The sequence below is a fragment of the Symbioplanes lichenis genome (assembly GCF_030709675.1).
In the GTDB taxonomy this organism is placed as follows: Bacteria; Actinomycetota; Actinomycetes; order Mycobacteriales; family Micromonosporaceae; genus Actinoplanes; species Actinoplanes lichenis.
The window spans coordinates 696,312-711,476 of record NZ_JAUZQD010000001.1 but is presented as its reverse complement, the minus strand read 5'-3'; the positions used below and the strand labels follow the sequence as shown (position 1 = coordinate 711,476).

The 15,165-nt window shown below is 71.8% G+C and carries 12 protein-coding genes; 10 read left to right on the top strand and 2 right to left on the bottom strand.

Going from position 1 to position 15,165, the window contains the following annotated elements:
• Positions 1-26: 26 nt before the first annotated feature.
• Positions 27-1,829, bottom strand: coding sequence for an alkaline phosphatase D family protein (locus tag RAN62_RS41340; RefSeq protein ID WP_305782896.1), 1,803 nt, complete (start codon positions 1,827-1,829; stop codon positions 27-29).
• Between the two features lie 127 nt (positions 1,830-1,956).
• On the opposite strand from RAN62_RS41340, the gene ftsY reads away from it, so the two are divergent.
• The 10 genes from ftsY to RAN62_RS03170 all read left to right on the top strand — a co-directional run bounded on the left by ftsY (position 1,957) and on the right by RAN62_RS03170 (position 14,401).
• A complete protein-coding gene (gene ftsY, locus RAN62_RS03215; RefSeq protein ID WP_305782895.1) occupies positions 1,957-3,141 on the top strand; it encodes a signal recognition particle-docking protein FtsY in 1,185 nt (394 codons plus the stop codon).
• A gap of 24 nt (positions 3,142-3,165) precedes the next feature.
• Positions 3,166-3,978 (top strand): phosphotransferase, encoded by an 813-nt coding sequence (locus RAN62_RS03210; RefSeq protein ID WP_305783059.1) that lies wholly within the window; start codon positions 3,166-3,168, stop codon positions 3,976-3,978.
• A gap of 24 nt (positions 3,979-4,002) precedes the next feature.
• Positions 4,003-4,485: a type II toxin-antitoxin system HicA family toxin gene (locus RAN62_RS03205; protein ID WP_369077135.1), complete on the top strand. Its 483-nt coding sequence runs from the start codon at positions 4,003-4,005 to the stop codon at positions 4,483-4,485.
• A 236-nt stretch (positions 4,486-4,721) separates the two neighbouring features.
• Positions 4,722-6,086 (top strand): ammonium transporter, encoded by a 1,365-nt coding sequence (locus RAN62_RS03200; RefSeq protein ID WP_305782894.1) that lies wholly within the window; start codon positions 4,722-4,724, stop codon positions 6,084-6,086.
• Positions 6,087-6,110: 24 nt separating this feature from the next.
• Positions 6,111-6,449: a P-II family nitrogen regulator gene (locus tag RAN62_RS03195; protein ID WP_305782893.1), complete on the top strand. Its 339-nt coding sequence runs from the start codon at positions 6,111-6,113 to the stop codon at positions 6,447-6,449.
• 6 nt (positions 6,450-6,455) lie between these two features.
• Positions 6,456-8,720: a [protein-PII] uridylyltransferase gene (locus RAN62_RS03190; protein WP_305782892.1), complete on the top strand. Its 2,265-nt coding sequence runs from the start codon at positions 6,456-6,458 to the stop codon at positions 8,718-8,720.
• Positions 8,721-8,915: 195 nt separating this feature from the next.
• Complete coding sequence (locus tag RAN62_RS03185) at positions 8,916-10,124, top strand: AAA family ATPase (protein WP_305782891.1); 1,209 nt, start codon at positions 8,916-8,918, stop codon at positions 10,122-10,124.
• 88 nt (positions 10,125-10,212) lie between these two features.
• Positions 10,213-10,725 carry an RloB family protein gene (locus RAN62_RS03180; protein WP_305782890.1) on the top strand — a complete coding sequence of 171 codons (513 nt, stop codon included), beginning with the start codon at positions 10,213-10,215 and terminating at the stop codon, positions 10,723-10,725.
• A gap of 65 nt (positions 10,726-10,790) precedes the next feature.
• Positions 10,791-13,301 (top strand): glycosyltransferase, encoded by a 2,511-nt coding sequence (locus RAN62_RS03175; protein ID WP_305782889.1) that lies wholly within the window; start codon positions 10,791-10,793, stop codon positions 13,299-13,301.
• Between the two features lie 62 nt (positions 13,302-13,363).
• Positions 13,364-14,401 carry an O-methyltransferase gene (locus RAN62_RS03170; protein ID WP_305782888.1) on the top strand — a complete coding sequence of 346 codons (1,038 nt, stop codon included), beginning with the start codon at positions 13,364-13,366 and terminating at the stop codon, positions 14,399-14,401.
• 62 nt (positions 14,402-14,463) lie between these two features.
• Here RAN62_RS03170 and RAN62_RS03165 read toward each other — a convergent pair whose 3' ends face one another.
• On the bottom strand, positions 14,464-14,952 hold the full coding sequence (locus RAN62_RS03165; protein ID WP_305782887.1) for a CAP domain-containing protein: 489 nt from the start codon (positions 14,950-14,952) through the stop codon (positions 14,464-14,466).
• Positions 14,953-15,165 lie beyond the last annotated feature (213 nt).

Sequence of the window (15,165 nt, the reverse complement as noted above, 5' to 3'; positions counted from 1 at the left end):
GGCCTTGCCGCAAGGCCCCCACCCGCTTATATGGTGGAGGTGGCGGGATCGTCGAGGCGCAGGTCGGCGACGGTGAAGAGGTGGCCGTCCTTGGCCGTGCCCTCCACGCGCACGTCGGCGCGCGGGCCCTCGGTGCGCAGCGTGCTGATCGCGTTGCCGAAATAGGGGCCGGCCAGGCGCCGCCACCGCAGCGAGGGCGCCGGCACGCCGGTCGAGCGGGCCAGGCCCCGCATCCCCTTGGCCGCGGCCCGGGACCAGCTGAAACGCATGAGCGGGCGCATGAAGGCCGGCACCTGGTTGTGGATCGGCGAGCAGGTCAGCTGGTGGACCGGGGTGCGGACGGTCGGGCCGAGGTCGGCGCGGGCGACGTAGGAGTGATGGACGTCGCCGGACAGCACGTTGATCGTCGCCGGCGCGGCGTAGGCGCCCCCGGCCCCGACACGGCCCCCGGCCGTGCCCTCGCCCCCGCCGCGTTCCTCGGCGGTGCCCTCGCCGCCGCGGCCCTCGCCGCCGCCGCGGCCCTCGCCGCCGCCGCGGCCCTCGGCGGTGCCTTCGCCCAGGCGGCGGAAGAGCTCGGTGAGCGCCTCGAAGGAGCGGGTGAAGGCGGCCCAGTGCTCGAGGTCGAACGCCCGGCGCAGCTTCTCGGCGTACTCCGCGCGGCGCGGGCCCCGGGAATCGGCCTGGAACTCGTTCCACGCCTCGACGTGGTGGATGGCCGGCGGCATCAGCCAGGGCAGGGACGAGCCGATCACCAGGTGGTCGTAGTCGCCGTGGGCCTGGTCGAGGAACCAGCCCCACTCCGCGGCCGGGAGCATCTCGCGGCGGCCCGGCGTGAGGACGCGGTTGCAGCGGTTGTCCAGCATGACGAGGCGCGTGCGGCCGACGTCGAGGGCGAAACTCCACTGGTACGGCCGGTCGGTGTTCTCCGCGGACTCCGGCGCGTCGACCCCGAGCCCGAAGTCGCGCAGCAGCTCGGTGGCGTCCTCGACGGCGGTGATCTTCGCGAGCAGCGGGTCGGCGGCCAGCGCATCCGGGCTCAGGTTGCCGAGGTGCTGATAGACCCAGTAGGACGCCAGGCCGCTGGAGATGCGCTCGCGCCACCACGGCTCGGCCGACATGTCCCGCCGCCAGGCCGCCGAGGTGTTCCAGTCGTCGATGATCTCGTGGTCGTCGAAGATCATGACGCTCGGCACGGTCGCCAGCAGCCAGCGCACCTCGGGGTCGCGCCACGACTCGAGATAGAGCTTCGTGTACTCGTCGAACGACACCACCTCGTCGGCCGGCCCGTCCTGCCCGGCCTCGCGGCGGCGGCGCAGGAACTTGCGGACCTTGGCCGACGTGTTGTCCGCATAGACCTGGTCGCCCAGCAGCGCGATGAGGTCCGGACGCAGCCGCGGGTCGCGGGGGTCGGTCATCAGGCGCCGGGCGTACGCGTCCAGCGCGTCCGGTGGCAACTTGCGCCCCGTGGCCTGCGGGGTCGCCTCCCGGCACGAGCCGAAGATCACGCTCACCGGCCGATCGGCGTCGGCGGCGGGCCGGGTCACGATCAGGCTCGGCGGATAGGGCGAGTCACCGAGGGGCCACACCCGGCGGTCGTCGAGATGCACCTCGTAATCCGTGGCGGCGCCCCGGGGCAGGCCCTCGACGACCACGATCGCGTAGTGGTGCCCGTACACGGAAAAGGTGCGCGCGGAGCCGGCGCCCCCCTCGGCGGCCGTCACCCGGACGGTGGCCGGGGCCGTGGTCTCGACCCAGACGGTCGCGCGGTCACCCACGACGCGCCGCAGGACCGGCCCGATCAGCAGGTGGGCGGGTGCGGCAGAACTCACGTTCCCATCGTTCCGCAGCGCCGGGTGCTCCGCCAGGGCGGTTTCCGGCACCTCTTGATCACAGCGGGTGGCCTTCGACACCCCGGGTGGCCCCACGCGTCCCGCGCGCATCTGTCAGGATTTCGGCATGGAATACGTCGTCGCCTCTCTGATCCTGCTGGCGGTGCTGATCGTCGGGGCCGTCGGCCTCGTCGTCCCGCGCTTCCGCCGGCGTGAGCTGCCGCCCGGCGAGCAGGGCGGAGGCACCACGACGCTCGAGCGGCCGCCGGTCGCGCCGCCGGTCACCGAGGACTCCCCTCCGACCGTCCTGCCGCCGGTCGCCCCGCCCCCGGTCGCCGAGCCGCCCGTGCTCGAGGAGCCGGGCGTGGTCCTCGAGACGCCCGAGCCCACCGCCGGCCGCCTGGTCCGGCTGCGGGCCCGGCTCAGCCGCTCGCAGAACGTCTTCGGCAAGGGCCTGCTCGCCGTCCTCTCCCGCGACCACCTCGACGAGGACGCGTGGGAGGAGATCGAGGACAGCCTCATCACCGCCGACGTCGGCGTCGAGGCGACCCAGGTCATCGTCGAGCGGCTGCGCGAGCGGGTGCGGGTGCTCGGCACGCGTACGGTCTCCGAGGTCCGCGCGCAGCTCGTCGAGGAGCTGACGGCGGCCCTCGACCCCGCGATGGACCGCAGCCTCCGGACGACCCCGCACGAGGGGCGCCCGGCGGTCGTGCTGGTCGTCGGCGTCAACGGCGCGGGCAAGACCACGACGTGCGGGAAGATCGCGCGGGTGCTGGTGGCCGACGGGCGTACGGTCGTGCTGGGCGCCGCCGACACCTTCCGCGCCGCCGCCGCCGAGCAGCTCGCCACCTGGGGTGAGCGCGTCGGCGCCGAGACCGTCCGTGGCCCCGAGGGCGGCGACCCCGCCAGCGTGGCCTTCGACGCCGTCAAGCGGGGCATCGAGACCGGCGTGGACACCGTGCTCGTCGACACTGCCGGCCGCCTGCAGAACAAGGTCGGCCTCATGGACGAGCTCGGCAAGGTCAAGCGGGTCGTCGAGAAGCACGGCCCGGTCGACGAGACGCTGCTCATCCTCGACGCCACCACCGGGCAGAACGGCCTCCAGCAGGCCAAGGTCTTCACCGAGGCGGTGGATGTCACGGGCGTGGTGCTGACCAAGCTCGACGGCACGGCCAAGGGTGGCATCGTCATCGCCGTCCAGCGCCAGCTCGGCATCCCGGTCAAGCTGGTCGGCCTGGGCGAGGGCCCGGACGACCTGGCCCCCTTCGAGCCGGGCGCCTTCGTCGAGGCCCTGGTGGGCTCGGACGCGTAGGCTCGGCATGTCCACCGACGACGACTGGGGAGGTCGTGCGTGACGCAGGAGCCCGTCCGGGAGATTCCTCTGCACGGCGGGAACGTCAGCACGGTCTCCAAGGTCGGCGACACCGTCCGCCGCAACGTGGGGCCGTGGACGCCCGCCGTCCACGCGCTGCTCAATCATCTGCAGCGGGTCGGCTTCACCGGGTCGCCGCACGTCCTCGGCATGGACGAGCGCAACCGCGAGGTCCTGTCATATCTCGACGGTGAGTGCGGGGAGTACCCGCTCGCCCCGCACTGGACCACCGACGAGGCGCTGGTCACGGTGGCCACGATGCTGCGCATGTTCCACGACGCGCAGTACGGCTTCCAGCCCCCGCCCAACGCGGTCTGGCGCAGCTTCGGCCCGCCCCCGCCGGATACCGAGGTCATCTGCCACCACGACGCCGCCCCGCACAACGTGGTCTGGCGCCCCGACGGCACCCTCGCCCTGATCGACTTCGACCTGGCGTCCCCGGGCGCCCGGATCTACGACGTGGCCTACGCCGCGTGGACGTGGGTGCCGCTCTTCAGCGACCGCGACTCCTACACGCTGGGCTGGAAGCGCCCCAACCGGCCCCGGCGCCTCCGGCTCTTCGCGGACGCCTACGGGCTGATCCCGCGCGACCGCCACCGGCTGGTCCGCACCATAAGGAAGCGCATCGTCGACCACGTCGAGGGCATCCGCCGCATGGCCGCGGCCGGCGACCCGGCCTTCGTCCGCATCGTGCACAAGGGCCACCTCCGCCGCCCGATGCGCGACCTCCGCCTCCTCGACTACGAGCGCCACACCTTGGAGTACGCCCTCCGCTGAGCGTTTGCCGTCTTGTCGCCGCGCATGGTGAGGGCGCTTCCGAGCAGGAGGCGCTCGACGATCTCCACGAGGCGCTCACCGCGCTCGTCGAGGAGTTCGGCGTGCGCGGGAGTTGTCCATCACCGTCGCTGCGTGATGCCGCCGGTTCCCTCACCCGGGCTTCGCATTGTCCGAGCGCTGGAGTCGCACGGGTTCGAGATGGCGCGCGTCCGAGGCAGTCACCATGTCGCGCGCCATCTCCACGGGCGCGGCACCTTGGCCCCGGTGCACGCCGGGCGTCCGCCTTCGAGTACGCCCCCGGGCTGTAGCGCGGCGCCTTGGGGCCGCCCGCAGCAGCCCATCGGCACACGGTCGAGTGGCGGGCTTTTGATCTTCGGGAGCTTGGATCACGCACGTGGCCCGGTGGGGCTCCGCGTTCTGGACGCGTCAGCGGCCAGCGGAGTCGTGCCGGGCACCTCGGCGGGAGCGACGGTCTGCAAGTGCCACCCCGCTACGACATCGTCTTGATGAATGTGATCTGTCTGGTGCCGACGCCCTCCTGGGCCATTTGTGGCGTTTCCATCAGCATTGTCGGCGCTCCTGTGAGAGTTTCTTCACACGTACGAAACAACCGGTCACGCGCTGGAAATCGCGCGTAGACCGTGGGTGAAACAGCTGACCGGGAGGCTCCTCGCACACACCGGTCGACCGGCGCGATGCTGCCCTGTGGACCGTGAGGAAGACATATTCCGAGAGGAGGCAGCGTGGAGATCAACGCCAGCAATACCGTCTGGTTGCTCGTGTCGTCTGCGCTCGTTTTGCTCATGACCCCGGGTCTGGCGCTGTTCTACGGTGGCCTCAACCGGTCCAAGGGCACACTCAACATGATGATGATGAGCTTCAGCAGTATCGGGCTCATCTCCGTACTCTGGATGCTCTACGGGTTCACGCTCGCCTTCGGCAGCAACGACTCGGACGGATTCAACAAGTTCCTCGGCTCCTTCACCCAGTACGCGGGCACCGGCACCAGCTGGCTGCCGGACATGTGGGGCGAGACCGGCATCCCGGTCTACGTGTTCATGGTCTTCCAGATGATGTTCGCCGTCATCACGGTGGCCCTGATCAGCGGCGCCCTGTCCGACCGCCTCAAGTTCGGCGGCTGGATCCTCTTCGCGTTCGGCTGGTTCACGCTGGTCTACGTCCCGGTCGCGCACTGGGTCTGGGGCGGCGGCTGGATCGGCGCGGGCGTGCACGCGCTCGACTTCGCCGGTGGCACCGCGGTGCACATCAACGCGGGTGCCGCGGCGCTCGGCCTCGTGCTCGTGCTCGGCAAGCGCATCGGCTGGCCGCGGGAGAACATGCGCCCGCACAACGTGCCGTTCGTCGCGCTCGGCGCCGGTCTGCTGTGGTTCGGCTGGTTCGGCTTCAACGCCGGCTCCGAGCTGACCGTCGACAGCGTCACCGGGGTCGCCTTCGTCAACACCCAGGTCGCCACGGCCGCCGCGCTGCTGGGCTGGATCATCGTCGAGTGGCTGCGGGACGGGAAGCCGACCCTGGTCGGTGCCTCCTCCGGCGCGGTCGCCGGCCTGGTCGCGATCACCCCGGCCTGTGGCTTCATCGCCCCGCTGGCCGCGGCCCTGCTGGGCATCGTCGCCGGTGTGGTCTGCGCCCTCGCGGTCGGCCTCAAGTACAAGCTGGGCTACGACGACTCGCTCGACGTGGTCGGCGTCCACTTCGTCGGCGGCTGGATCGGCTCGCTGTGGCTCGGCCTCTTCGCCGACAACGGCGTCAACTCGGCCATCAGCGACGTGCTCGGCGCGGACAACGGCCTGTTCTTCGGCGGCGGCGCCACGCAGCTCGGCCGGCAGTTCGTCGCCAGCCTGGCCGTGACCGTCTACTCCCTGGTCATCGCCGCGGTGCTCGGGCTCGTCCTCAAGGCCGTCAAGCTGCTGCGGTCGTCCGACGAGGCCGAGGTCGGCGGCATCGACATCGCCGACCACGGCGAGACCGCGTACGACTTCACGCCCGCCGGCGGCAACGGCGGCGCCTTCGCGATGGCCGGCCTGGGCTCGGGCAAGGCGGTCGACGCGGACGGCAAGGCCGATGTCAGCCAGAAGGTTGCCGGTTAGATTCTCGCCATGGAGGGTTTGAGCATGAAGCTGGTAACCGCGGTCATCAAGCCGTACCAGCTCGACGCGGTGAAGGAAGCGCTGCACGCCCTGGGCGTCGCCGGCCTCACCGTGAGCGAGGTGCAAGGCTACGGCCGGCAGAAGGGGCACACCGAGGTCTACCGGGGTGCCGAGTACACGGTGGAGTTCCTGCCGAAGATCAAGGTCGAGGTCGTCACCGACGAGATCGACGTGGAGAAGGTCGTGGACGCGGTCATCACCGCGGCCCGCACCGGCAAGATCGGTGACGGCAAGGTGTGGGTCACCAGCGTCGACGACGTGGTCCGTGTGCGCACGGGCGAGCGCGGACTCGACGCGCTGTAAGCAACGATGAGTTACACAGTGAGCGAGCCTTCGGCCGCACCCCGGGTGCCGGTCGGGGGCTCGCTCGCCGAGTTGCGGGAACACATCGGCGCCGCCGCCCGTCTGCGCCGCGCCGCGTCGCTGGACGACTGGCTGCGATCCATCTTCCCGAGCCACCTGCCGGGCGTCAGCCTCGTCGCCGTGGGCGGGCTCGGCCGGCGCGACTGCGCGCCCTACAGCGACCTCGACCTGGTCCTGCTGCACAACGGCACGGCCGGCATCGACCGCATCGCCTCCGGCCTGTGGTACCCCATCTGGGACGCCCGGCTCGGCCTGGACCATTCGGTACGCACGATCCCCGAGGCGCTGTCCGTGGCCGTCGACGACGTCAAGGTCGCCCTCGGACTGCTCGACGCGCGGCACGTGGCCGGCGACAAGGCGCTGTCGGCCGAGCTCGTCGCCGCGACCGGGGACCAGTGGCGGCGGACGGCCGTACGGCTGCTGCCGCAGTTGAAAGAGATCTCCCAGACGCGCTGGGCCACCCACGGCGAGCTGGCGTTCCTGCTGGAAGGCGACCTGAAGGAAGCCGCCGGCGGCCTCCGCGACCTGACCATCCTGCGGGGCATGGGCCGCGCCGGGATCGCCGACACCATGCGCCCCGCGGTGCGCGCCGCCGACCTGCGGCTGCTGGACACCCGGGACGCCCTGCACCTGGCTGTGGGCCGGCGCGTCGACCGGCTCGTCGCCCAGGAACGCGGCACCGTCGCCGAGCTGCTCGACCTGGACGACGGGGACGCCCTGCTGCGCCGGGTCGCCGGGGACGCGCGGACCATCGCCCACGCCCTCGACGACGCCTGGCGCGCCGCCGACCGCCTGCGCAGCGGCCGCCGCGGCCTGTCCCCGGCCGGCAAGTCCGTGCGGCGGCCGGTCGCCCGGGACGTGGTCGAGCACGACGGGGAGCTGGTCCTGGCGCGGACGGCCATCGGGCCCACCCCGGACCCGACATTGTCCTTGCGCGTGGCGGCCGCTGCGGCGACCGTACGGCTGCCCATCGCCCGTGCCACCGCCGAATGGCTCGCGACCTTCTCGCCGCCGCTGTCCGCCCCGTGGCCCCCGGCGGCCCGGGCGGCGCTGGTGTCGCTGCTGGGATCCGGCCCCGGCTTGCTGCCGACCTGGGAGACCTGCGACAGGTACGGGCTCATCGACGCGTGGCTGCCCGAGTGGGCGCGGATGCGGAGCCTGCCCCAGCACCACCCCATCCACCGGTTCACGCTCGACCGGCATCTCGTGCAGGCGGCGTACGAGGCCAGCTCCTTCGCCCGGGAGGTGGACCGGCCGGACCTGCTGCTGATCGGCGCCTTCCTGCACGACGTCGGCAAGGGACTCCCCGGGGACCACAGCACGGTCGGCGCCCCGATCGCCGCGTCGATCGCCACGCGCATCGGCCTGCCGCCCGCCGACGTGGCGGTGATCTCGTCGCTGGTCCGGCTCCACCTGCTGCTGCCCGACGTGGCGACCCGGCGTGACCTGAGCGACCCGATGACGATCTCGTCCGTGGCCGCCGAGGTGGGCGACGCCACGACGCTGGACCTCCTGCACGCCCTGGCCCGCGCCGACGCCCACGCCACCGGCCCGGCCGCCTGGTCGGACTGGAAGGAACGGCTGATGGCCCAGCTGGTCAGCCGGGTCCACACCGCGCTGGACACGGGCGCCCTGCCGGCCCCGCCGCAGCCGGACCCCGAGCTGCTGTCCGGCGACCTCCCGGCCCTCCACCTGGACGGCGACCGGGTGGCCGTGGCAACCGCCGATCGCCGCGGACTGCTGGGCTCGGTGGCGGCCTGCCTCGCCATGCACCGCCTCGACGTCCTGTCGGCCGACGCGTCCACGGTGGACGGCCGGGCGATCGTCGAATTCGTGACCCAGCCCCGCTACGGCTCCCCGGCCGACCCGATCGCCCTGGCCGCCGACCTCCGCCGCGTGGCCGCCGGCGACGTGTCTGTGACACAACGGTTGCGCGCCCGGCCGCCCCTGGGCCGCGAAGCCGCCGCCCCGCGCGTGGTCTGGCTGCGCGAGGTGGCAACGGACGCCGTGGTCCTGGAACTGCGCGCGGCCGACTCGGCGGGTCTGCTCTACCGGGTCGCGACGGCCCTGGACGAGGCGGGCGCACAGGTCCGCGCGGCCCGCATCTCGACCCTGGGCGGCGACGTGGTGGACGCCTTCTACCTGGAAGGCGCCTGGGCCGGCCCCGCCGACCGCGACCGCGTGGAAGCCGCGGTGCTCGCCGCCGTGTGAGGCTGCTCTTGGAGGTGCCTTGGGGGCCTCGATCGTGGTTTACTCGCATGGAAGAGCTTCTGGCTGTCCGTGGGAGGGGGTTGGGCCCCGATGTTGCAGAGCTTCCGGTTTGCGAACCATCGATCGTTCGCCGACGAGCAGCAGCTCAATCTGACGCCGGCTTACACCCAGCCGGAGTCCAGGGTCACGGTGCCCGTGGCCGGCATCTTCGGCGCGAATGCCTCGGGGAAGTCGAATGCGCTGGACGCCCTGTCCTTCATGCGGCGACTGGTCCTCCAGTCGGACAGGGCGGTGGAGCCCGGGCTGGCGTCATCGCTGACCAGGGAGCCTTTCCGGCTCGACCCGGAGGTCGCCGTCTCGCCTTCGCGCTATGTCGTCGATCTGAGCCTGGACGGTGTCCGGCACACGTACGGCTTCACCCTCGATGACGAGCGCATCGTCGAGGAGTGGTTGTACCACTACCCGTTCAAGAAGAAGCGTCGTGTCTTCGAACGCGACGGTGACTCCTTCGCCTGGGGCGAGGAAACCCGGAAGGACCCCGGCCTCGAGCGCATCTCGGCCATCACCGCTCCGGCCGCATTGTTCGTCTCCACGATCGCTCGCTTCGCTCCCAAGGCGCAGCCCGGTGGCGGCCTTCAGTCGCTGCACGACGTCTACAAGTGGTTCATGCGAGCCGTCACGAGGGATCGGCCGGGGCTGAACGCCGGGAACCTGCTGTCGCTGGGAAGCCGGTGGGCCGCCGAGACGAATGAGCGGCGTGCCGCCATCATCGAGCTGCTCAAGGCGGCGGATGTGGGGATTGTCGACGTCCTGCTGCTGGACGAGCCGGCTTACGACGGGCTGGGCCTGCTCGTCGGGCGTGACTCCCTCGGGGCGCCGGTCTTCGAGCCGAACAGTCCGCGCCGGTCGCTTCAGTTCGCGCATCGCGGCCCGTCGGGTCAGGTCCTGCTCGGCCTCCTCGACGAGTCGACGGGGACGCAGCAGCTTTTCGAGCTGGCGATGGACGCGACGACGGTGCTCGGTCTCGGCAGCACTCTGACGATCGACGAGATCGATGCCAGTCTGCATCCCATGCTGACCGCGAAGCTCATCGACCTGTTCCAGAGTCCGCGCACCAATCCGCTCGGCAGCCAGCTGATCTTCACCAGCCATGACGCAACGCTGCTGGGGACCTTCGACACCGAGGAGATCCTGGCCCGGGACGAGATCTGGTTCACCGAGAAGGCGAAGAACGGCACCTCCACGCTGTATCCGCTGACGGACTTCAAGCCGCGGCGAGAGGGGGAGAACCGACAGCGGCGCTACCTCAACGGAAACTACGGTGGCGTCCCGGAGTTGTCCTGGGCTCCCTTCGAGCGGGCCGTGGCGGCGCGAGAGGCGGCGAGCGGGGATGGCCAGGAGTAGCCGGCCGGGGCGTCGGCGACTCGACCCGGGTGCGGGGCGGGAAACCGATCTCCGGCGGCGGTCGCCGAGCCGCGATCAGCGGGCCAGCGTGCTGGTCGGCACCAACGGCAAGGTGACCGAGCGGTCCTACTTCTCCGGGGTCAAGGAGCTCGGCTGGATCACGGCGGGCCGGGTCGTGGTCGCTTATGAGCACGGGTCACCGATCGACGCCGTCAGGGCCGTCGGCCGCAGGAAGGCGGACAACGACTTCGACCATGCCTGGGTCGTCTGCGACGTCGACGACTTCGATACGGCGGCTGCCGACAGGGAGGCGCAGAAGCGGGACGTCCGGCTCGCGTGGAGCAATCCCTGCTTCGAGGTCTGGCTTCTTCTGCACCTCACCGGTCATACGGCCCATCTGGAGAGCGCGGGGAAGGCGTGCGAGCGGGTCGGCAAGGTGCTGGGCCGCGGCTGGGACAAGTCGAGGTTCGACTTCGCGGACTTCGAGGGCGGTGTGGCCGACGCGGTGAAGCGGGCGCGGGCGTTGGCGGCCGCGCCGGGCGGGAATCCGTCGACGGATGTGTGGCGGGTGCTGGAAGAGCTGGGATATCCGAGGCCGTGACCTCGGGCGGGGCGCTGGCGTTGGCCTAGTGACCATGCCAGGGCTATGAAGAGGTTGTTGCCGCGATGGGGGAACCAGCCGGTCTGCTCGACGATTATCTGCGGATTGCCCGGCACCATGTGCAGCGGGCGGTTCCGGCCATCGCCGTGCGGTTGCGGTCGCTGGAGATGCGGCGGTTGCAGGGGTACACGGCGCTGCGGGGGACCGGGGCGAGTTACGACGAGTTGATCGCGGCGGCTCGGGCGGCTGATGTGCCGTGGTTGCGGGGGTTGCCCGGTGGGGTGCGGCCTTCGGTCATCTCGGGGCTGGCGCAGACGCTGGCTCTGCAGGACATGCTGCCGACCGACCGTACGGACGCCCTCGCCCTTTATGAGCTGCTGCGGCTGGGGCTCGGGGCGGACGCCGTGCCCGGGTCGCATCAAGGGTTGCACGCGCAGCTGACGTTGGCGTGGCGCGGGGCGGACGCCGCGCGGGTGCTGCTCGGGGCGTACCGGTCGATGAGCCCGGCGGTGCGGCAGGACCTGGAGCTGGACGTCGCCAATCCGTTCGTGCACGCGGACCAGCCCGTGGCGCCGTGGCTGGCGCGGTTTCAGCGGCTCATGCCGCGGCCCTGTCCGGCGCTGGGGCCCGGCGACGGGAGTGAGCCCTTCGACCGGCTGACCACGTCGGCCGAGGCGGCGCCGGTGGAGGAGCCGCAGCGGATCTCGGTGATCGTGACGGCCTTCCATCCGGGGGAAGGGCTGATCACGGCCGTACGCAGCATTCTGGCCCAGTCGTGGCGGAACACCGAGATCATCATTGTGGACGACGCGTCGCCGGCGGAGTTCGACGAGGTGCTGGGGCGGGCGGTGGCGCTCGGGCCGCGGGTGCGGCTCGTGAAGCAGCCGGTCAACCAGGGCACCTATGCGGCGCGGAACGCGGGGCTGGACGCGGCCGGGGGCGAGTTCGTGACGTTCCAGGACTCGGACGACTGGTCGCATCCGCGGCGGCTGGAGCTGCAGGTGCGGCCGCTGCTGTCGGGGTCGCGCGTGGTGGCGACGACCAGTGACGGGCTCGGGGTCACCGACGAGCTGCTGCTCACCCGGCCGGCCGTACGGACGGGGCGGTTCAATCCGTCGTCGCTGCTCTTTCGGCGGGCGCTCGTCATGGACCGGATCGGCTACTTCGACACCGTGCGCAAGGCGGCGGACTCGGAGTACATCGGACGGATCCGGGCGGTGTACGGCGAACGGGCCGTCTGCCACGTCGAGTCGGAGCCGCTCGCGCTGATCCGGCTGTCGCACGGCTCGTTGTCGCGCTCTGAGATCCGGGCCTACTGGATGCATCCGGCGCGGGTGGCGTACTCGTCGGCCTATCAGCAGTGGCACAGCCGCGTCGCCGCGCGGACCGCCGGGCCCTACCGGCCGAAGGACGGCAGTGAGCGGCCGTTCGCGGCGCCGGACCATCTGCGGTACGCCCGGGACCAGGCGCCGGCGCGGCCGGAGTTCGACGTGGTGTTCGCCGGGGACTGGCGCTTCCTGCAGGGGGCGCAGCTCGGGGCGATCGAGGAGATGCGCGCGCTCGCCGACCGGGGGCTGCGGGTGGCCGTCCTGCACATGGAGTCGTTGCGGCCCATGGCCCGGCGGCGCTATCCGCTCTGCGAGCCCGTGCAGGAGCTGGTCAACGCGGGCCGGGTCACGCAGATCCTGCCCGGCGACGAGAACAGGGCGGCGCTGCTGATCGTGCGGCAGGCGGCGGTGCTGCAGTTCGCGGAGGGCGAGGAGTGCCTGCTGCGGCCGCGGCAGCTGCTGCTCGTCGCGGACCAGGCCCCGGTACGGCGCGACGGCTTCGACAACCGGTACGACGTGGCCGCCTGCACGCGCGTCGCCGAGCAGCTCTTCGGCGTGACGCCGGTGTGGTGCCCGCAGGACCCCGAGATCCGCGCGGTGCTGCGGGCCTACCGGCCGGCGGTGGAGCTGACCCCGTACGACCTGCCGGCCGTCGTCGGCACGGACCGCTACTCGGCCGTGCGGCGCGGGGCGGCCCCGGACGCGCCCGTGGCCGGCACCGACCTGTGCGACCAGGGCGTCTGGCCCAAGGACACGCGGGAGGCGCTGACCGTCCACGACCTGCTCGACGGCGTGGACGTGCGGCTGCGGCTGCCGGACTGGCCGCGTACGGACGTGGTCCTCGGCGGGCCGCGCTCCCACCTGGTCTTCGAGGCCACCGACCTGGACCTGCGGACGTTCCTGCACCAGCTCGACTTCTACCTGCACTTCCCGCACCCGGAGGCGGTCGAGACCTTCTCGCGGCCGGCGCTGGAGGCGGCCGGGCAGGGCGTGATCGTGCTGACGCCGGAACGGCACGCGGCGGTCTTCGGCGACGCCGCTGTCTACTGTGCGCCCGAGGAGGTCGCCAAGGTGCTGCGGCGCTACACGAGCGACCGGGCGCTCTACACCGAGCAGAGCCGCCGCTCCCGCGAGGTGGTAGCCAAGGCCCACCACCCCCAGCTGTACGTGGACCGGATCGCGTCCCTCGTGCACGCCCCACGTCCGGCGGCGCCGGTGCAGCGCATGCCCGAGCCCGCCCCCGCGTAACGACAGTGCCCCCGCAGCGTTAGCCCTAGGTTCTCGTAACGGCTTACAACGGAGGTCTTGGAATGAGCGACCTGACGCGGTTCGGCGGCCGGGTGGCCGTACGGCTGCAGAGCCTGACCCGTCCGCAGGCCGTGGTCCTCATGGCAGCGCTGGCGCTCGTCGCCGGCACCTGCGTGGCGGCCGCGACGGGCCGGGACGGCCTCGCCACCTCGCTCGTCGCGGTGCTGTTGCTGGTGGTGCTGCTGGGGATCCTGCACCTGTCGCGCTGGATGACGGGGCTGCACCGGGCGAACCAGGCGGCGAGCCGCGACCTGCGCACGGTCGTCGAGCAGATGCAGCGCCGGGTGGTGGCGACCGTCGAGAAGGAGCGGCTCAGCGCGGGCGACCGGCACCAGGAGCTGAAGGGGACCGTCACGCGCGGGCTCCGGCAGCACAGCCACGGCACCGATCTGCTGCTGCGTGGGCAGAGCCGGGAGATCGAGGCGATGTTCCAGCTGTTCGCCGACTTCACGCCGCGGGCGCCCATGCCGTCGTCGGGTGACTTCGCGCTCAACCCGTCGGACCTGCTCGACCTGCTGCACATCGTGCGGCTCCGGCGCCCGGGGCTGGTGCTCGAGCTGGGCAGCGGCACGTCGACGGTGTGGCTCGCGTACGCGCTGGAGCAGGCCGGCGGCCGGCTGGTCTCGCTGGACCACGACCCCGAGTACGCCGCGCGGACCCGGGACCTGCTCGACGCGCACGGGCTCGCGGCGGTCGCCGAGGTGCGCACCGCGCCGCTGACCGAGCTGAGCGCCGACGGGCGGACCTATCCCTGGTACGACATCGAGCAGCTCGCGGATCTGCACGACATCGACCTCGTGCTCATCGACGGCCCGCCCGCCGCGACCGGTCCCGACGCCCGCTACCCGGCCATGCACGCGCTCGAGAGCCGGCTGGCGCCGGTGGCGACGGTCGTGCTGGACGACGCGAACCGCACGGACGAGCAGGAAGCGGTCCGGCGGTGGACCGAGCGGATCGGCGGGCTGACCGTCGAGCCGCGGATGCTCGGGCGGCACGCGGTGCTCTCGTACACCCGGAGCGGAGCTCCCGTCAGCGCGTGAAAAAACGACCGGCCGGCATGCGGGGGCATGCCGGCCGGTCAGGGGGAGAGAGAAGCTTCAGATCAACGCGAGCCGAACTCCTGCGTGTAGTACGGCGTGCCGTTGGCGGAGTAGATGACGCCGACGGCGAACGACTTGGCGCCGCAGTCGAGCAGGTTCTTGCGGTGACCCGGGGACTTCATCCACGCGTTGACGACCTCGGCGGCGGTGCGGTAGCCCCAGGCGATGTTCTCGCTGCGCGGCGCGGTGTAGCCGGCGGCCTTGACGCGGGTGATGAAGGACGAGTTGCGGGCGCCGGTGTGGCTGAAGTTGCCGGTGGTGGCCATGTACTTGCTGTGGCCGCGGGCGGCGAAGAGCAGCTGCGAGTTGACCGGGAGGGCCTTGCAGCCGGCCTTGACCCGCTGGGCGTTCGAGAGGCTCGCGACCTGCGTCTGCAGCGTCGAGGTGGAGACGACCGCGGCCTGGGCGGGCGCGGCGAACATCAGGGCGATGAACGCGGCGGCGGGGAACAGCGCGAGAGTGGCGAGGCGACGGACCAGGGTCTTCTGCACGGGTCACTTCCTTCGTTGTCTCCGTCCCGGCGCATCTCGCTGGGTACGCCTATCCCTTCGTCGGTGGGCGGAGCGCTCTGACGCCGTTTCAGGTGCCTTGGAGTGAGTGCTGAGTTGCCGATCGGGTGCCTGCCCGAGCCGGGTTGCGGCTCGGTTCGCGGGGCGGTTGCGGAAGTGGTGCAAACAGCAGCGGCGGCCCGTTTTCACGGGCCG